Raw genomic sequence first — 17,805 nt, 5'->3', positions numbered from 1 at the left:
CGTCTTGCGGATTCCCATTACGCGGGAACTGCGGCAGTGTCCTGTCCCAGCGCTTCCAGCATCGCGGCGAGTTGCGCCCGCAATGCCGGCGAGGCGCCGTGTATCGGGGCGCGGCAGACGTCTTCGATCAATCCCTGTTGCGCCAGCGCGGCCTTGATGCCGGCCGGGTTGGGCTCGGCGAACAGCAGCTGGATCAGCGGCCACAGCCAGTGGAAGATCGCGCGTGCCCGCTGCAGCCGTTGCGCGCCTATCGCTTCGTATACCTCGGTATAGCGCCGCGGGAAGATGTGCGCCGCGGCGGTGATGGCGCCGCTGCCGCCGGCGCAAAGCGTGGTCAGGATGTTGCCGTCTTCACCGGCGAGAATCTGCAGGCGGGTGCGGGTGATGAGATCGAGCGTCAGCCCGGCGCTGCCGCCGCAGTCCTTCACCGCCTGGATATTGGGATGGGTGGCGATGCGCTCGAAGGTGTCGAACTCCATCGCCACACCGGTACGGTAGGGTATGTTGTAGGCGATCAGCGGACAGTGCGCATGATCGGCCAGATCGAGGAAGTAATCGGCGATGGCGGCCTGCGACGGGCGCACATAGTAGGGCGGGGGTACCAATAGCCCGGCCAGCGGGCGGCTGCGCAGGCTGGCCAGCTGCGCATGCAGGCGCGGCCGGTGCGGGCCGCCGACGCCCATGACCACCGGCGTGCCGGGCGCGGCCTGCAGCACCGTGTCGAGCACGGCCAGTTGCTCCTCCTCATCCAGCGCATGGGCTTCGCCGGTGGAGCCGCAGACCACCAGCCCCGACACCTGCGGTGCAAGGTGCGCAGCTAGCATGCGCAGTGCGGCGTGATTGATGGCGCCGTCGCGGTGGAACGGAGTCACCAGCGGCACCCAGATACCTGAAAAGCTTGTCATTCCGATTCTCCAGTGGAACAAAGTCAGACCGTCGGTGCGGTCAGGCTTGCGGACTGGAGAATGCGAGGTGCAACCGGTATTGCGCGCGATCCCGTCAGCTCGCCTGACGGGACACACGCCCCGGTCAGGTGAGCGTGTGTTTTTTGCTCTGCGCGCGCGCCATGGTGCCGTGGATGCGGCTGGCGGAAAACCTGTTGGCGGCGATAGGGCTCATTGCGTGCGCAGTATCGGACAGCGAGGAAAGCCCGTCAAACAACGAATGCGTTCCACCGAGGGGAAAGAGGATGGCGCCGGATTCCGGCCCGGGATCGCAAGTCCGATTCGCAATGATGCCGCTTGCGCTCTACTATGCCGCTGATGGTCGCTGGTTAGCGGCGCGGAGCGCCGGGGACGGATTGGCAATGAGTGAATACGCGGCGACGGAAATCCGTCGACTGGTGTGGTCCGGCTTTTACGATGCCCCGATGGTGCGGGATATCGTGCTGGAAGAGATCTTCGAGCCGGGCGAGATCGAACCCGAGTGGGTCGAGCGCCAGATCGATGAGGAATTCGCGCGCAAGCTGGCGGTGGAGCGCGCCTGGCCTCTGGTGACCGACTGCGACAAGCTCGATCGCGCCTTCGACGAACTCAACGAAAGCGGCATCATCGCCCTGCAGAACGCCGGCTTCACCCAGGACGAAGGCATCGAGGACGTGACCGAGGTCTACCAGGAACTCGGCGGGGAAGAGTCCGCGGTGGAAGGTTATTGCTTCTACCACGGCCAGGATCTGGAGCGCGCGGTCGATGGCGAGGGCCTGCTGCTGACCTTCGGCGACATCCTCGGCACCGACCTCAAGGGCGAGGAAATCGGCGAGCGCATCGTCGAGGTGCTGCATCGCCACGGCCTGGCGGTCACCTGGTCCGGCACCATCGCCGAACGGATCGAGCTGCCGGAGATCGAGTGGCGGCGGCGCTATGTGCCCTGACGCGGCGGCATAGCGCCCGTCTTCAAGGCTGTGCGGCGGGCGGCGTCTGCTCCACCACCTGCGCGGGCTGCCACTCGGCATTGCCGCCCAGCGCGAGGAACAGCTGCGCCGTATCCTGGTAGCGTTGCGCCTGGGCGCGGACATAGCCGAGCCGGGCCTGCTGGTACTGCCGCTCCGCGTCCAGCACCTGCAGCACGCCGACATTGCCCACAGCATAGCTCTGCCGCGTCAGCCCCAGGCTGGCTTCGGCGGAGTCCAGGGCATTCTTCTGCGCGTCGAGCTGTTCGGCATCGTGATCCAGTGCGGTCAGCACGTCGGCGACCTGGCCGAAAGACTGCAACACGGTCTGCTCATAGGTGTCGAGCGCGGCCTTGGCCGCGTCCTGCGCCCCGCGGCGCTGCGCCCGCAAGGTGCCGCCGTCGAACAGCGGCGCGGTGAGACCCGCGGCCACGCCCCAGGCGGTACTGGAGGCATCGAACAGGTGCGACAGCGTGGTCGACTGCTGACCCACCGAGGCGGTGAGGTTGATCTGCGGATACAGGTTGGAGGTCGCCACTCCCACGGCGGCGGTGGCGGCGTGCAGCTGCGCTTCCGCGGCCAGGATGTCCGGCCGGCGGTGCGCCAGTTCCGAAGGCAGGCTCAGCGGCAGGGCTTGTGGCAGCTGCAACTGGTCGAGTTCGAAGTCGGGCGGCGCCCAGTCCGCCGGCGCCTTGCCGGCCAGAATCGACAGGGCATGACGCGCCACGCTGAGTTGTTGACGCAGCGGCGGCAGCAGGGTCTGGTCATTGGCGAGCTGGCTCTGCGCGCTGAGCACGTCGACGCGCGTCACCGAGCCGGCGGCGAACGCGCTCTGCACCAGCGACAGGTTCTTGCGGTCTTCTTCCAGCAGCTGTTCCGCCGCCGCGATCTGCGCCCGTGCCGAGGCGATGGCCAGGGCCTGCTGGGCGACATTGCCGGTGAGGCTGAGGTAGGCGGCCTGCAACTGGAAGGCCTGGTAATCGGCCTGGGCCCGCTGCTGCTCCACGGCGCGGCGCTGGCCGCCGGTATAGTCGACCAGGTAGCTGACGCTGGGGCCCACCGAGTAGTAGTTGAAGATGGGAAAGGTCTCGGGGCCGCTGAACTGCGCGCCATACTTCTGGCGGCCGGCACCGGCGTCGAGGCCGACCTGCGGATACAGGGCGCCGGCGGCGGCATTCACCGTTTCGCGCGCCTGCGCCAGCGTCGCCTGGGCGGCGGCGAGGCCGTGGTTGCCGGCGACGGCCTGCCGCATGGTTGCATCCAGCTCGGCGGAGTGGAAACCGGTCCACCACTGCGCATCAGGGTCCTGTCCCGGCGCCAGGTGCTGGCCGCTGCCGTCCTGCAAGCCGGCCAGCGTTTCATTGGTATACGCCCGGGTGTCCGGCGCTTGCGGGCGCTGGTAGTCCGGCCCGACGGTGCAGGCGGCGAGCAGGGCGGCGGCGATGAAGATCGTGCCGCGCGTAGCGATGATGAGGCTGGTGCGGGATTTCATGGGGAACTCATTCGGCGGCGACATGCGGCGCGTCCTTGGGTGCTGATTTGGCGGCGCGCACCAGCAGCAACAACGGCATCGCCAGCAGCGTGAGGATGAACATCAACTGGAAGTCGTCGATGTAGGCGATCATGGTGGCCTGCGCGGTCAGCGCGCCGTTGAAGGCGGCGGCGCCGGTGTGGCTGGTGATCTGCGCCAGCAGTTCGGGATTGCGCGCGGCGAGGTTGTAGGGCGAGACGTGCTCGGCCAGGGCGGCATGCACCACCTGGGTATTGCTGACCAGCAGGGCCTGCACCACCGAGATGCCGACGCTGCTGCCGATGTTGCGGGTCAGGCTGAACAGGGCGGTGCCTTCGTTGCGCAGCTGCGGCGACAGCGTGGCGAAGGTCATCGCCGCCATCGGCACATAGGCGATGCCGGTGCCGAGACCCTGGAACACGCCGGACCAGAATACCGGCACGCCGTTCATCTGGATGTCGAAGCGCGTCATCAGCCAGAGTGACAGCGCGGTGAGGCCGAAGCCGATGCCGATGATCAGGCGCGCATCGAATTTCCCCACCATGCGGCCGACGATGAGCATGGCGGCGAGCGAACCGAGGCTGCGCGGCGCGGTGAGCAGGCCGGCCTGGTACACCGGGTAATTCATCAGGTTCTGCAGCAATGGCGGCAACAAGGCCAGCGTGGCGAACAGCACGATGCCGACGACGAAGATGAAGACGTTGCCGGTAAGGAAGTTGCGGTCCTTGAACAGCGAAGGCCGGATGAAGGGATTGGGGCTGGTGGCGCTGTGCACCATGAACAGGTAGAAGGCGAGCCCGGCGACAGTGGCCTCGATCCAGATTTCATTGGAGCCGAACCAGTCCTTCAGCGGGCCGCGGTCGAGCACCAGCTGCAGCGCGGCGATGGCGATGCTGAGCAGGGCGAAGCCGAAGAAGTCGAAGCGCGAGCGGCGCGTCTCGCCTTCCGGCAGGAACGCCAGCAGGCCGACGAAGGCGAGGATTCCCAGCGGCACGTTGATGTAGAACACCCAGCGCCAGCTGTAGTTGTCGGTGAGCCAGCCGCCGAGGATAGGGCCGAGCATCGGCCCGAGCAGTACGCCCTGGCCCCAGGCGGCCATGGCCTTGCCGTGGTTCTCCGGCGGGTTGATGTCGAACAGCACCGCCTGCGACATCGGCACCAGCGCCGCGCCGGCCAGGCCCTGCAGGAAGCGGAACAGCACGATCTGCGGCAGCGTCTGCGCCAGCCCGCAGAACATCGAAGTGATGGTGAAGCCGACCACCGAGGCCAGGAACAGCCGCCGGCGCCCGAACTGTCCGGCGAGCCAGCCGGTCAGCGGCGTCATGATGGCGGCGGCGACGATGTACGAGGTCAGCACCCAGGTCATCTGGTCCTGGGTCGCCGACAGCGAGCCCTGCATCTTCGGCAGGGCCACGTTGGCGATGGTGTTGTCCAGCGTCTGCAGGATCGAAGTCAGCATCACCGTCAGGGTGATCATGGTTCGATTCAGCGGGGGCCGCTCCGGCGCCGCTGTAGTGGTGGCCGACACGGTCTGGCTCACTGCGCCGCGTGTGCGCCGAACAGGCTGCGGCGGTGGCCGGTGTCCACCTCGACCGTGGCGCTGAGGCCGGAATGCAGCGGCAGGTCCGCATCCGCGTTCTCGAGCTCAAGCCGCACCGGCAGGCGCTGCACCACCTTGACCCAGTTGCCGGTGGCGTTCTCGGGCGGTAGCGCCGAGAACTGCGAGCCGGTGCCGGGGGCGATGCTGATCACATGCGCCTTGAAGGTTTTGCCGGAATAGGTGTCGATGTCCACCGTGGCGGTCTGCCCGGCGCGCATATGGGTGAGCTGGTCTTCCTTGAAGTTGGCTTCGATCCAGACATCGCGGGTCGAGATCAGGGCGAACACCGGGTTGGCGGCATTGATGTAGTCGCCCACCTGCAACTGCTCGACCTTGGTGACGATGCCGTCGTCCGGCGCCACGATGCGGGTATAGGCCAGGTTCAGCTTGGCCCGGTCCAGTACCGCCTGTGCCTGCTGCACCGTGGGGTGCTGGTCCGGGTCGATGTCGGGATTGCCGGCGAGCATGGCCAGCACGCTCGCCACCTGCTGCTGCGCCGAGGCGAACTGCTGCCGCGCCGTGTCCCGCGCATGCTGCGCCTGGTCGTACTGCATCTGCGAGGAGATGCCGGACGTGAGCAGCTTCTGCTGGCGCTGGTACTCGCGCTCCTGGTAGGCCAGCGTGTCCTGCGCCGAACGCAGCGCGGCGAGCTGCTGGCGGTAGGTGGACTTGCCGGCGATGATTTCCATCCGCGCGGTGCCGAGCTTGGCCTGCGCTTCCTCCACCGCGATGCGGTAGGGCTGGTCGTCCAGCCGGAACAGCAGGTCGCCGCGATGCACCCGCTGGTTATCGCGCACCGCCACCTCCGCCACCTGGCCGGCGACGTTGCTGCTGATGGAAGCGCGCGCCGCCTGCACATAGGCGTCGTCGGTGGACATGTAGCGGCCGCCGGTGAGCCAGAAATACAGGGTGCCGATAATGACCACCAGCACGCCGCCGATCATCAGCGGCAGGCGCAGCCGTTCGGCGCGGGACTTGATGGTGCCGGCCGGGACGCCGCCGGCAGTGGGACTGATTGCGCTCATCGGGATACCTTTCTGTGGCCGCAGCGGGCGGCTGAGAGTGCGGAAGTGGAGTGGGAAGCGGTGTCCGCTGTGGTGCCGGAGAATGCGGCCAGGGCGGCGACGCGGGCGCGGCCGACGAAGCGCCGGATGGCATCGACATCGGCGGAGAGCGAGCGACCGCCGGTGAACCAGACATACAGCGCGGCGGCGGCGACCACCAGCATGCCGCCGAGCATGGCGGCCAGGTGCTGCGGCTTGCCGCTGCCGGCGTGGAAATCGTTGACGGGAGTTGCTGTGCTCATCGGGATGCCTTCTTGCTGCTGCCGGCTGCGGCCGGGAGTTCGGGAGTGGATGGCGGGGCCGGGTCGTCGGACAGATCCGGCGGGCAGGGCGGGGCGCCGGCTTCGGCGCCGGGCAGCAGCGTGGTCAGGTTGGCGTGGACCTTTTCCAGCAGCCCCACCAGCAGGTTCTGCTCCGCCGCAGACAATCCGGCCAGCGCTGCGGCGCGGGCGCGGGCGGCGATGCGCCAGATCTCCAGCAGCACCGGCTGCGCGGCCGCCGTCATGAACAGGCGCCGCGCACGGCGGTCCGCCGGATCCTGCCGGCGCTCGATCAGGCCGTCACGCTCCAGGCGGTCGAGGTTGCGCACCAGGGTCATCGGGTCGATATCGGTGAGCTCGGCCAGGCGCACCTGGCTGATGCCCTCGTTCTGCTGCAGGTAGATCAGCACCTTGCACTGGGCCAGCGTCAGGTTCAGGCCGACCGCTTCGCGCTCGAAGTTGAGCCCGGACAGGCGCGATACGTCCTTGAGCAGAAAGCCGAAATTGCGCAAACGATCCATGGGATGAGCCGCCGCCAAGATGAAAACGGGAGAGATAATATCATATGATATTAAATAATGTGAGCCTATTTACACAGGAATGCGGGCGGGGGCCCGGCAAGTGCAAAGCCGGTTTCCGCCGGGGGTGGTTTGGTGGTGCAATACCCGCACGGGACAAGCGAAGCCGTTCGAGCATCGCCACGGGGGATAGCCGATGAAGGTTGTTGCTACGGTATGGCTGGCCGCGCTGCTGTGCGCCTGCTCGGTCTGGCCGGCGGGACACGATCCGCAGGGGGATGTGTTGATGCAGAACGCCACGGCGGTGCTGGCGGCGCTGAATCACTATGTCCAGGTCAACCACCGCGTGCCGGCCACGCTGCGGGCCCTGGTACCGCGCTACATCGCCGCCCTGCCGGAGCAGCCCGAGCTCAACTACTCGACCAAGCGCAGTTCACTGGTGTTCAACTACGCGCCGAGCTGGCCGACGCCGGGGATCAGCGCCTGCGAAGCCCATTTCGGGGAAACGGCGTTCCACTGCATCGATGCCCGCTAAGGTTCCCTAGCCCGAAATCGGCGCCATGCAGGCGTTCCAGGCCTCGGCATGGGCTTCGGCGCGGGTCTGCGACTGCGCATAGACCTTGCCGATGATCGCCTTGGGCAGTTCGCCGGGGAAACGCGAGAAATACTGGTCCACCTTTTCGATCGGCACGCCCGCCGCTTTCGAAGCCTGGGCGTTGGCGGCGATCATGCTGTTGAGCATGCAGAAACCGGCCGGCCCGGAGCGGTCCCGCGGCACCCGGGAAACGCGCGTGGCGCAGTCGCCGAAGAAGACCACGGCGTAATCCCAGACATTGCCGATCCTGTCGTCGTAAACCCGGTCGGCGGTGGCCAGGGTGAGCTGCGCATTCGGCCGCTCGGCGAAGAAGGCCTTGACGTCCTGGATCGCCGCGCCTTTCTGCTTCATCTCGGCGATGATCATGGCGCTGTCGGTCAGGGCCGAACAGCCATACAGGCTGTTCCGCTCCTGCGCCGAGTAGTGCGGCATGTCGGCGGCGGCCTGCGCCGCGCCGCCGTCCGCGGCCGGCGTGACGGGATGCGTCGAGCAGGCGGCGCAGAAAACGCCCAGCGCCAGGGCAAAGGCGCGTAAAATCTTCATCGGATTCCCGGTTCGTGCGATGCGGCAGTTTAGCCGCTGGCTATTCGTGGCGCGCCGCCCCCGCTACCGTAAGCCGCACAGGGAATCGGTGATATAAGCTGACTCGCCGGCCTGGCTGCCCGGATGGTCGAACCCGATTGATGCACGCACCTGGCCGGTGCGATTTCCAGGAGTGTGGATGATTCGTCATGTGAAGGCCGCGGTGCTGTGCCTGCTGGCGCTGGCTACAGCGGCTCCCGAGTGTTATGCCGACGTCGTGGTGCAGAAGCCGGAATTCTCCGTGGCGCTGCCGGACGGCTGGGTGGAGATGCCGCAGGACGCGCTGGCCGCCGCGCGCGACAAGATCGCGCGGACGGTACCGAACGCGGTGATTCCCAGATACGACTACGGCTTCCAGCTTGCCGCCAACAAGACGATGGAATACCCGTACATCCTGGTCCAGCTCACCGACAAGGGCCGGATCCCGCCGGAGCAATTGCAGAAACTGCCGAAGCTCGATCTGGGCGCCGCGCTCGACGGCAAGACCGATGTCCTCAAGGCCCTGGTATCCGGTGTTTCGCTGGGCCACATGCAGTACGACGAGAAGGTCGGGGTGATCTGGCTCAGCTCGCAGTCCGAGGTACCCGGCGTCGGCACCATTCACGGCCTGTCCGGCCTGATCCCGACGCAGAACGGCGCGCTGCAATTGCATTGCTATGCCCTGGACGCCTCGTTCGACACCTACCTGCCGCTGTTCCGCCAGATCGTCGCCTCGGCCACGCCGTCCGCGGCCCTCGCTTACCAGCCGTCCCCGGCTGCCGCGCACGCTCCTGCTCCCGCACCGGCCGCGGCGGGCTTCGACTGGCGCATGGCGCTCCGGCGCACGGCCCTGGGGGTCTTCATCGGCGGCGCGGCGGCTTGGCTGCTGCGCATCCGCAGCCGCAAGAAGCCGGCATGAGCGGACCGGCTTGCCCCGCGAGAACTGCGGCAGCAGCCATGCGGTCCATGGTGCTTCACCAACGATTTTCCTGCGGGAGCTGCAGTGCGGTGACCGGCAACGTATCGACAGGCAATAGATGAGTTCAAGGATTCCCCCGGGCCGCGGTTCCGGCACTTCGCAGATCGGGCGCGGGCCGCAGGCGGGGTTCGGCCTGCCCGAGACGTTCGAGTCGGTCAAGGACATCTTCGAGGAGAAGCGCTCCTTCACCCGGCGCGTCGTGGTGGCCGGCCTGTTCGTGGTGGTGCTGGCCGGCCTGCTGCTGGCGCGGCTGACGCAGATCCAGCTGGTGCAGCACGACTACTACGTCACCCGTGCCGACGAAAACCGCATGCGCCTGATCCCGGTGGCGCCGGTGCGCGGCCTGATCTACGACCGCAACGGCGCCCTGCTGGCGCAGAACCAGCCGAGCTTCGTGCTGGAAATCACCCCGGAGAAGGTCAAGGGCCTGGACAACACCCTGGCCCGGCTGGGCGAAGTGCTGCAACTGAGCGACCGCGACATCGCGCGCTTCAAGGACCGCATGCACAAGACCCAGCGCTACAACGCCGTACCGCTGCGCACCCACCTGTCGATGGAGGAAGTGGCGCGCTACGAGGTGCGCCGCTACGAGTACACCGGCGTCGACGTCAGCGCCCAGCTGTCGCGCGACTACCCGATGGCGGACGTGACCTCGCACCTGATCGGCTACGTCGGCGGCATCTCGGACGCGGACTACGCCAACCTGAAGGAAGACGAGTACCAGGGACTGACCCAGATCGGCAAGGCCGGCATCGAGCGCAGCCACGAGGACGATCTGCGCGGCCTGCCGGGCAACAAGGTGATCGAAGCCAATGCCGGCGGCCGGCCGCTGCGCGAGCTGGACTACCATTCCGGCAACCCGGGCGAAGACCTGTACCTGTCCATCGACGCCAAGCTGCAGGCCGTGGGCGAGCAGGCCTTCGGCGACCTCGACGGCGCGGCGGTGGCGATCGACCCCAAGACCGGCGAGGTGCTGGCCCTGGTGAGCAAGCCCGGCTTTACGCCGGCGCCGTTCGTGGAAGGCATCGACAACGACACCTACCACGCCCTGCTGGAGGATCCATCGCGGCCGCTCTACAACCGCGCCCTGCTCGGCACCTATCCTTCCGGCTCGACCATCAAGCCCTTCCTCGCCATCGGCGGCCTGCACTACGGCACCATCAACCCGGAAAAGGCGATCTTCGATCCCGGCTATTTCCAGCTGCCGGGCGTGTCGCGCAAATACCGCTGCGACAAGCGCACCGGCCACGGCTGGCTGGCCCTGGACCAGGCCATCGCCCAGTCCTGCGACGTCTATTTCTACCAGGCCGCGGTCAACCTCGGCATCGATCGCATCGACGAGGTGCTGGCGCAATTCGGTTTCGGCAAATCCACCGGCATCGACATTCCCAACGAGAAGGCCGGCATCCTGCCGACACGCGAATGGAAGCGTCGCGTCCACCACGACAGCTGGTACCTGGGCGAAACCGTCAACATGGGCGTCGGCCAGGGCTACTTCACGGTGACGCCGGTGGAGCTGGCACAGGCGGTGGCGCGCCTGGCCATGCACGGCGGCGGCTACAAGCTGCATATGGTGCATGCGATGAAGGATCCGCTCACCGGCAATACGCGGGAAGTGCGGCCGGAAGCGCTGACGCCGATCAAGGATATCGAGGAAAGCGTCTACGCGCGGGTGATCAAGGGCATGTCGATGGTGACGCAGACCCCTACCGGCACCGCCTACAACGTGTTCAAGGACGCGCCCTACACCTCGGCCGGCAAGACCGGCACGGCGCAGGTGGCGGGGCTGAAGCAGGATGAAACCTATGCGCCGAAGCTGGACACGGTCGCCAAGCAGCTGCGCGACCACGCCCTGTTCATCGCCTTCGCCCCGGTGGAGGATCCGCAGATCGTGGTGGCGGTGGTAGCCGAGCACGCCGGCTGGGGCGCTACCTCGGCCGCGCCGGTGGCGCGCCAGATGATCGACCAGTACCTGCTCGGCAAGGTGCTGTACCACCCGCCGCAGGCCAAGGGCGTGGTCACGCCGCAGGACAGCGTGCCGGCGGAGACCGACGACGACGGCACTGCCGACGACAGCGCCGGTGCGCCGGCACCGGTACCCACGGATGCGGCGCCGGTACCGCCTAATTAACTGTCCTGCGCCGGATACCCCAGTGCGCCTGGCGCAGAGATGGTCTCAGCGCTTGACCGCCGAGCGCTCGAACGGCGCCAGTGCGGCGACGATACGGTTGCACACGTGGTAGCGGGTGTGTGAGGCCTCGCAGGCGAGGTAAGCGTTCTCGATCACCGCGTTGTACTCGGTCTTGGTCAGGGACAGGCCGTACTTGGTGCCCAGATCCTGGTCGACGGTGCCGGTCAGTACCAGCGTTTCGAGATCGTCCTGCAAGGCCTTCTGGCGCGCGGTGTCGCCGTTGAAGCCGAAAATGCGGTTGATGCGGTTGTCGCCCTGAACGTAATAGTTCAGGTCCTGTGCCCACACGTCCATGGCGGCCTTGCTGCCAAAACGGTTGTAGGCATCGGCGGGAACGCCGCCGTAGGTGACCTCGGCGTGCGCGGTCGCGGCCAGCAGCAGGGCGGCAGGCGCCAGCAGGGTCAAGGTTTTAAGGGTGCGGTTCATGGGTAGCCTCCAGCGAAACAGGTGGACCGGAAACGATCCGGAATTCCTTGATGGCGCGTCGTCGGGCCATTGCGGCGCATCGTCGGGCCGCATCTTAGTTTACGTCCGTTGCTTCGTCATGGATGCATGTTTGCGGCGATGAACCAGAATGGTGCGAGCGGACGCCGGAGTCACCACCCCTCCGCTTGGCGACCCTGCCGTTCCCCCGCGCTCAAACCGCCCAGATGTCCTTGAAGGCGCGGCGGAAATTCAGCCCCAGCACCTTGTCCACAGCGGCGCTGCCGTAGCCGTGCGCAAGCAGCGCATCCGACACTTTTTCCAGCTTGCGCGGCATGTTCAGATCCGGAATGTAGGGCGGCCGGTTTTCGCCGGGTGCGGCGATGCCCTTGGCCTGGCGCTCCGCCTCGTCCCGCTTCATCTCTTCCAGGTCGCTCGCGCTGACGGTGAAGAACGGCACGTCGGTGCCGATGCCGACGTGATCCTCGCCGCAGACCTGGAGCGCATGCAGCATATGCCGCATGTAGTCTTCCAGCATCGGCTGCCGGGTGTCCTCGGTCAGGAAGGGCAGCATGTAGATGCCCATGACGCCGCCCTTGTCGGCCAGCGCCTTCATCTCCCGGTCTTCCTTGTTGCGCGGATGGGCGAAGACGCTGCGGCAGCCGGCATGGGTGATCAGCGGCGGCTTCGTCGACAGGGCGATGCCGTCGGCGGTGGTGCGGGTGTTGGCGTGGCTGAGGTCGAGCGCGACGCCCAGCGCATTCATCTTGGCGATGGCCTGCTTCCCGAGTTCGGTCACGCCATCGGTATCGCCATCCAGGCAGCCGCAGCCGAACGGCGACTTGCGGTTGTAGGACAACTGCATCACCCGCACGCCGAAGCCGCGGAACAGTTCGATGCGGTCGAGCTTGTCCTCCAGCATGCTGGCCGCTTCGAAGGAAAAGATCACCGCCAGCTTGCCCTCGCGTTTGGCGCGATCCAGATCGGCGATGCCGGTGGCCTTGATGAACAGTTCCGGGTGGCGCTCCATCAGCCCCTGGGCCGCGGCGATATCGGCGACCGTGGCTTCGAAGTTGCCCCCGCCGCCGCCCAGCGTGCTCTTGACCACGTTGACGCCGGAGTCGCGCAGGAGTTGCTTGATTTCGGGGATGTCGCTTTCGGAAAAGCTGCCGATCGAAGCGAGGGTGTTGCAGTCCAGCACGAAGGCCTTGCGGTAGACCTCGGCGTTACCCGCCTTGCCTGCGGCCGCCCCCGACAGCGGGGCCACGCCGGAGGCGAGCAGTGCGCCTCCCGACAGGCTGAGGAAGTCGCGGCGGGTCCAGGATGCATTCATGTCGGAGGCTCTTTTTTTTTGATTTCAGGAAGGGCGTGGCCGTCCATGCTCCCGGCATGGACTCCAGTCCGCGTCCAGGTTGGATGCTTCTCCGGGCCAATTGGATTACAGGGTGACCACCTGCCGGTCGGATTTCCGGCATCGAACGCGTTTCATCCACGGCAAGTCGCGTAGTGGCCCTCGCGCGTTTCAGTATCCGTCCGGCTGCGGCAGTTCGCCGCGGGCCTTGCGCTGCGCCAGGATTTTGCGTGCGGCACGGACCACCAGCACGGTGAGCAGAATCGCCAGTACCGTGCCTAGCAGCGGTGCCAGGAAGGCGAAAGCGATCATCACCGCCGACACGCCGTCCTCCAGCAGGCTGAGGACCGGATTGGCGATACCTCCGGTCAGCGCGGTGGAAGCGCCGCGGGCGGCGGCGGACGCGGCGTGCACGCCCAGTGCGTTCAGCGCGCCCAAGGCCATCAGGCCATAGAGCTCGGGCGTGTTCCGGGTGTGCACGATGCCGCCGACGAGGATCGCCGCGGCGGCGGGCTTGAGGATGGTCTGTACGACGTGGAAGGCATGATCCAGCACCGGGATCTTGTCGCCGAGGATCTCCACCAGCGCCACCGCGGCCAGCGCCAGCGTCACCGGGCCGGAGCCGAGCCAGGCGAACGCGGCCGGTGGATGCAGGATGCCCAGCTGCACGGCGATCGAGACCACGGCCAGCGTCAGGATGCCGCGCAGGCCGGCGCTGGTACTGAGCGCATAGGCCAGGGCGTATTGCGTGGCTGCGTCCATGCGGTGTCGTGGTGACGATCCGGAAATTACTTGCTGCGCTTGTCCTTGAAGAAGGACCAGGCTTCCTCGGCGCTTTCGAAATCGCTGTTCTGGGTGCCGACGAGTTGGTGATAGAGCCAGCCATAGTGGTAGATCAGGCTGGGTTCGATATGGCCGCCGTTCTGGATGGTGACCATTTCCACCTGCGGCCCGCTGTTGGGACCATAAGTGACCTTGCTGGCGCGGGTGGTATCCGAAGAAGACAGGTGCGGGAAGCTGTAAGCGATGCCGGGCACGTCGGCGAGGCCATCGGTATGCAGCCAGAAATCGCGCGTGGCCTCGGCGCCGATCACCGTGCCGGTCTTGTAGCCACGCAGCCCCACCTTGCCGCCGCCGTAGGGGACGATGGGATCATCGGTGCCGTTGATCAATAGCACAGACACCTTCGGCGGCGTCTGGCCGCAGGCGGTCTGGCTGGCCATGCTGGACGAGACGCCGGCGATGGCGGCCGGCGTCGGGTGCATCTCGAGCGCAAGGCGATAGGCCATCATGCCGCCGTTGGACATGCCCATCACATAGATGCGGTGGGGATCGGCGCGGCCGGCCTGCACCAGGCCGTTGACCACGCGTTCGACGAAGCCGACGTCGTCAGCAGTGGGATCCTCGGTGGCGTCGAGACGGCAGTCATGCCAGCCGGTGTGGTTGTCGCTGCCCTTGAGACCTTGCAGCGCCACCACCAGCAGTTGTTCACGATCGGCGATGTTGAGCCAGGCCGACAGCGGCGAGGGCGTCTTGCCGCCGCCGAGCGCATTCGCGGCGGTGCCGATATGGCCGTGCAGGATGATCACCAGGGGGCGCGGGCCGGCGGCAATGTTCGGGGATTTGGCCAGGATATAGTCGCGTGTGCCACTGGGCGTGCTGATGCTGAGCTGCTGCTGCAGGGCAGCCTGGGCTGATCCGGTGGCAATGCCCAGCAGGGCTGCGGCGGCGCAGCAGAAGGAGCGGATCATGGTGCTGCGGATCATGGCGAGCTTCCCTGGTCTGGTGGCGGAGAGCATGGGTACAAAGCGGCAGCTTATTCAACCCTCCAGCCGCTGACTGCCGGCTGAACCAAATCCATTCTACGTCTCCCTCACCCCAGCGGCTTGCACCGCTGCACCGGATTTGCACACTTCGGGCACCGGTTCGGCAAGTCGGCCCGCTAAAGTGCGATGAATCTTTCCGGAGCCCATCCCGCCCATGCAGCTACCCGACCTCAGCCGCCGCGGTTTTCTGATCGGTGCCGTCTCCCTGATTCCTGCTTTCCGTGCCGCTGCGTCTCCATCGACGGCGATTCCGGTCTTCAGCGACGATGCGCGCTTCGCGGCGATCGAAAAGCGGGTAGCCGGCCGTCTCGGCGTGGCCGCCCTGGATACTGCCAGCGGCCGCCGTATCGGGCATCGCGCCGCGGAACGCTTCCCGTTGTGCAGTACCTTCAAATTCCTCGCAGTGGCGGCGGTATTGAAGCGGGTGGATGAGGGGCGGGAGAATCTCGACCGCCGTATCGGCTACAGCCAAGGCGACCTGCTCGAGTACGCGCCGATCACCCGCCAGCACGAAAAGGAAGGCGGCATGACCGTATCCGCCCTGTGTGCCGCCGCAATCGAATACAGCGACAACACTGCCGCCAACCTGCTGCTGCAAAGCCTTGGCGGACCAAGCGCCATCGGTCGTTATGCGGCAACGCTGGGAGATGGGGTGACGCGCCTGGATCGGACCGAGCCGAGCCTCAACGAAGCGGTGCCGGGAGATCCGCGGGATACCACCAGCCCGGCCGCCATGGTTGGCGACCTGCGGGCGATCCTGCTGGGCAAGGCATTGTCGCCGGCCTCTCTTCAGAACATCCAGACCTGGCTTGTCGCAAATACCACTGGGGGCAGCCGCTTGCGCGCGGGCTTGCCGGCGGATTGGCGGGTGGGCGACAAGACCGGCACCGGCGGGCACGGCGCCACCAACGATATCGCAATCCTGTGGCCCCCTGGCCGGGAGCCGATCCTGGTGGCTGCCTACCTGACCGAGACGGCGGCGCCCGCCGCAGAGCGCAACCGGGCATTGGCCGAGGTCGGGCGCATCATCGCCGGGTCGTTCCCCGGCGCCTGAACATCGGGACTGCTGCGAGCTACGGCGATACGTTGACGATCGGGCCGGCCTCGCGCGTGCGCACCGGAGGAACGTTGCTGCCCACGGGCATGACCACCTTTGGCGCCGGCGCCGGTGCTGCTCTCGGTACCTGCGGTGGGGCCATCGCCACGGGGGCGGCTGACGGTGCGCCAGCGGCCACGTCGATGCCGCTGCGGACCGGCACGGCCACGCTGGGACCGCCCAGCGGAGTGGGAATGATGACGCGCTTGGTGTCGGCCGGCAACACCACCACCGGAGCGGGGGCTTTCACCGCACCGTGCCGGGGCTGATCGGCGTGCGCTACGGCGGTGCAGACGACAATACCGAAGGCGGCGGACAGAATCGTGCGTTTCCTGAGCTTCATGTGCGGTGCTCCGCTTATTGACTACGCTGTTTCGACCCCTGCGAGCCCGATGAAGTTCAGGGAGCGCGCGGTTATGCTTGAATGGTAGCCGAAAGGGGGACAGGGACGTGAAATCGAGCATGCTGGCAATGGTTTTGGCGGTCGTCGCATTTCCGGCGCTGGCCGGGGATGATGGCGGCCGTTTCACCTCGTTTCTCGGCTTGCGCCTGAATGTCGGCACGCTCAACGAGGTCCAGGCGCGGCTGGGCAAGACCAAACTGATCGAATCCACCGATACCGAAGACTACGAGGCGCGGATGTGCTACCTCGGCTCGAACGGCGTGGTCAGCTTCGTTTCCGCCGTGCCCCGGCTGGAGCTTTCCGGCTTCGAAGTGCGGGAGGCGGTGAGCGCCACCGCCGAAGGCTGCCGCGAACTGCACGGCCGCAAGGCCGAGCAGGCCAGGGACCTTGCCGGCCTGCATCTGGGCATGAGCAAGGCCGAGTTCGTTTCCCTGCTGGGCGAACCGGTGCAGTGGGATGGCAATACGGGGCAGCGCCAGTTCGATAGCGAGCAGAAGATGACCGGAAGCGAGCGCGGCCTGTTCAAGGACTCGCCGGAACTGCTGCTGCGCGGCACCTTCAACGTCAGCGTGACCGTGACCGGCACCTTCCTGGAGGATCACCTCGTGGGATTCAGGGTGTGGAAGATCGTCTCGGTTTGAGCCGGGCCTGATCCGCCGGGGCAACTCGTCGGACGAATGCGGCGAATCAATCGCGCATCCCACACCGCTCGCCACCCGCGGTACTACCGCTCTTCAGCCCCTATTCAGCATTAGGTTGTTATACCCACTCCAAGGCGTATGGTGCTGCGGTTACTCTGCGTTGGCAATGGCTGCATCGGCAATGGCGCAAAGGAGAGGGCCATGAATTCGGGTCTGAGCGAGATGGAGTTGGCGGCTTTGCACAACATCGGCGAGGGGCGCGATCCCTTCGGCGAATGTCATGCGCGCGGCGACTACGGCAAGTGCATGCTGGCGCTGGCCTCCCTGCGCCGCGCCGGATTGATCGACCATCACGACCGCTTGACCGATGCCGGTCGGGGTGTGCTGACCAGCAGCGCCGCCTAGACCGTTCGGGTCTGGATTGAGCGGGGCCAAGGCTGCGCCGCGAGTTCCCGTCGCAGCCAGAAAATGCCCTGGAGCAGGCCGAAGACCTCGAAGGCGGCGTAGATCCACACGATCTTGCCCGGTACGCCGTCGACCACCAGGCCCACCAGCCGGCCCACTTCGAGGCCGCCGAGCACCAACGTCACCATCCACAGGGCCGGCAGAACCAGCCTGCGGTAGCGGGCGCTGGCGATCAGGAAGAGGCCCACGGCCAGTGTCACGCCGCCGGCGGTGCCGCGTTCCTGGCTGAAGCTGTTGACCGTCTGGAAGTGCAGGTCCAGCGGGGCCAGGGCGGCATTCGGATCGATCAGGCTGTACAGCCCGACCAGCGCGAAAATCAGGCCGGTGACGAACAGGTATCCGATCATGGGGCTCCTCGTTGTGGGAATCTCGTGCTGCGCCGGGACGGGGTCTTCGCGCTGGCCGTGATTCGTGCTGTTATAGGCGCCTAATAT

General features: G+C 66.7%; 20 protein-coding genes. 7 read left to right on the top strand and 13 right to left on the bottom strand.

All coding sequences use genetic code 11. The annotated features are described in order from the left end of the window. Window positions 1–17: 17 nt before the first annotated feature. Window positions 18–905 (bottom strand): 4-hydroxy-tetrahydrodipicolinate synthase family protein, encoded by an 888-nt coding sequence (locus BP26_RS0124025; protein ID WP_029923088.1) that lies wholly within the window; start codon window positions 903–905, stop codon window positions 18–20. A 401-nt stretch (window positions 906–1,306) separates the two neighbouring features. Here BP26_RS0124025 and BP26_RS0124020 point away from each other — a divergent pair, with 401 nt between their 5' ends. Then, a complete protein-coding gene (locus tag BP26_RS0124020; RefSeq protein ID WP_051749397.1) occupies window positions 1,307–1,870 on the top strand; it encodes a DUF6891 domain-containing protein in 564 nt (187 codons plus the stop codon). Between the two features lie 22 nt (window positions 1,871–1,892). Here the strand turns inward: BP26_RS0124020 and BP26_RS0124015 are convergent, their stop codons facing one another. From BP26_RS0124015 to BP26_RS0123995, 5 genes are read right to left on the bottom strand one after another with little or no spacing between them, the layout of a single operon-like run. Continuing rightward, window positions 1,893–3,380 carry an efflux transporter outer membrane subunit gene (locus tag BP26_RS0124015; RefSeq protein WP_051749394.1) on the bottom strand — a complete coding sequence of 496 codons (1,488 nt, stop codon included), beginning with the start codon at window positions 3,378–3,380 and terminating at the stop codon, window positions 1,893–1,895. A 7-nt stretch (window positions 3,381–3,387) separates the two neighbouring features. Further along, the gene (locus tag BP26_RS0124010) at window positions 3,388–4,875 is read right to left on the bottom strand and encodes a DHA2 family efflux MFS transporter permease subunit (RefSeq protein ID WP_051749392.1); all 1,488 of its coding nucleotides are present in this window, start codon (window positions 4,873–4,875) and stop codon (window positions 3,388–3,390) included. Between the two features lie 59 nt (window positions 4,876–4,934). Beyond that, window positions 4,935–6,023, bottom strand: coding sequence for an HlyD family secretion protein (locus tag BP26_RS0124005; protein ID WP_029923084.1), 1,089 nt, complete (start codon window positions 6,021–6,023; stop codon window positions 4,935–4,937). Continuing rightward, window positions 6,020–6,304, bottom strand: a complete 285-nt coding sequence (locus BP26_RS0124000) for a hypothetical protein (RefSeq protein ID WP_029923083.1) — start codon at window positions 6,302–6,304, stop codon at window positions 6,020–6,022. The genes BP26_RS0124005 and BP26_RS0124000 overlap by 4 nt, the downstream gene beginning before the upstream one ends. Continuing rightward, the gene (locus BP26_RS0123995; RefSeq protein ID WP_051749390.1) at window positions 6,301–6,843 is read right to left on the bottom strand and encodes a MarR family winged helix-turn-helix transcriptional regulator; all 543 of its coding nucleotides are present in this window, start codon (window positions 6,841–6,843) and stop codon (window positions 6,301–6,303) included. Before BP26_RS0123995 ends, BP26_RS0124000 begins: the two co-directional genes overlap by 4 nt. A 193-nt stretch (window positions 6,844–7,036) precedes the next feature. Here BP26_RS0123995 and BP26_RS0123990 point away from each other — a divergent pair, with 193 nt between their 5' ends. Continuing rightward, window positions 7,037–7,375, top strand: coding sequence for a hypothetical protein (locus BP26_RS0123990; protein ID WP_029923081.1), 339 nt, complete (start codon window positions 7,037–7,039; stop codon window positions 7,373–7,375). A 6-nt stretch (window positions 7,376–7,381) separates the two neighbouring features. Here BP26_RS0123990 and BP26_RS0123985 read toward each other — a convergent pair whose 3' ends face one another. Beyond that, window positions 7,382–7,978 carry a hypothetical protein gene (locus tag BP26_RS0123985; protein ID WP_029923080.1) on the bottom strand — a complete coding sequence of 199 codons (597 nt, stop codon included), beginning with the start codon at window positions 7,976–7,978 and terminating at the stop codon, window positions 7,382–7,384. A gap of 178 nt (window positions 7,979–8,156) precedes the next feature. On the opposite strand from BP26_RS0123985, the gene BP26_RS0123980 reads away from it, so the two are divergent. Both BP26_RS0123980 and mrdA read left to right on the top strand, forming a co-directional pair. After that, window positions 8,157–8,915, top strand: coding sequence for a hypothetical protein (locus BP26_RS0123980; RefSeq protein WP_029923079.1), 759 nt, complete (start codon window positions 8,157–8,159; stop codon window positions 8,913–8,915). Between the two features lie 118 nt (window positions 8,916–9,033). Beyond that, window positions 9,034–11,106 (top strand): penicillin-binding protein 2, encoded by a 2,073-nt coding sequence (gene mrdA / locus BP26_RS0123975; RefSeq protein ID WP_084183400.1) that lies wholly within the window; start codon window positions 9,034–9,036, stop codon window positions 11,104–11,106. Between the two features lie 45 nt (window positions 11,107–11,151). On the opposite strand, the gene BP26_RS0123970 is transcribed toward mrdA, so the two are convergent. From BP26_RS0123970 to BP26_RS0123955, 4 genes are all read right to left on the bottom strand, one after another. Further along, a complete protein-coding gene (locus BP26_RS0123970; protein ID WP_051749388.1) occupies window positions 11,152–11,592 on the bottom strand; it encodes a globin family protein in 441 nt (146 codons plus the stop codon). 211 nt (window positions 11,593–11,803) lie between these two features. After that, window positions 11,804–12,922, bottom strand: a complete 1,119-nt coding sequence (locus tag BP26_RS0123965; protein WP_084183399.1) for a dipeptidase — start codon at window positions 12,920–12,922, stop codon at window positions 11,804–11,806. 189 nt (window positions 12,923–13,111) lie between these two features. After that, window positions 13,112–13,702: a DUF4126 domain-containing protein gene (locus tag BP26_RS0123960; RefSeq protein WP_051749386.1), complete on the bottom strand. Its 591-nt coding sequence runs from the start codon at window positions 13,700–13,702 to the stop codon at window positions 13,112–13,114. 26 nt (window positions 13,703–13,728) lie between these two features. Beyond that, entirely contained in the window at window positions 13,729–14,706 is a 978-nt protein-coding gene (locus BP26_RS0123955; protein ID WP_051749384.1) for a CE1 family esterase, read from the bottom strand. 214 nt (window positions 14,707–14,920) lie between these two features. Here BP26_RS0123955 and bla point away from each other — a divergent pair, with 214 nt between their 5' ends. After that, window positions 14,921–15,820 carry a class A beta-lactamase gene (gene bla / locus BP26_RS0123950; RefSeq protein ID WP_029923073.1) on the top strand — a complete coding sequence of 300 codons (900 nt, stop codon included), beginning with the start codon at window positions 14,921–14,923 and terminating at the stop codon, window positions 15,818–15,820. 19 nt (window positions 15,821–15,839) lie between these two features. Here bla and BP26_RS0123945 read toward each other — a convergent pair whose 3' ends face one another. Continuing rightward, the gene (locus tag BP26_RS0123945) at window positions 15,840–16,205 is read right to left on the bottom strand and encodes a hypothetical protein (protein ID WP_029923072.1); all 366 of its coding nucleotides are present in this window, start codon (window positions 16,203–16,205) and stop codon (window positions 15,840–15,842) included. 119 nt (window positions 16,206–16,324) lie between these two features. On the opposite strand from BP26_RS0123945, the gene BP26_RS0123940 reads away from it, so the two are divergent. Further along, window positions 16,325–16,906, top strand: a complete 582-nt coding sequence (locus BP26_RS0123940) for a hypothetical protein (RefSeq protein ID WP_029923071.1) — start codon at window positions 16,325–16,327, stop codon at window positions 16,904–16,906. A gap of 201 nt (window positions 16,907–17,107) precedes the next feature. Then, window positions 17,108–17,311 carry a hypothetical protein gene (locus tag BP26_RS0123935; protein ID WP_029923070.1) on the top strand — a complete coding sequence of 68 codons (204 nt, stop codon included), beginning with the start codon at window positions 17,108–17,110 and terminating at the stop codon, window positions 17,309–17,311. Here the strand turns inward: BP26_RS0123935 and BP26_RS0123930 are convergent. Beyond that, window positions 17,308–17,718: a DUF4345 family protein gene (locus BP26_RS0123930; protein WP_029923069.1), complete on the bottom strand. Its 411-nt coding sequence runs from the start codon at window positions 17,716–17,718 to the stop codon at window positions 17,308–17,310. The two genes, BP26_RS0123935 and BP26_RS0123930, sit on opposite strands and share 4 nt — an antisense overlap. Window positions 17,719–17,805: the final 87 nt, after the last annotated feature.

This window comes from Nevskia soli DSM 19509 (genome assembly GCF_000711955.1).
GTDB lineage: Bacteria > Pseudomonadota > Gammaproteobacteria > Nevskiales > Nevskiaceae > Nevskia > Nevskia soli.
Note: the sequence above shows the minus strand (reverse complement) of the source record. Positions and strands in the feature narration are given on the sequence as shown.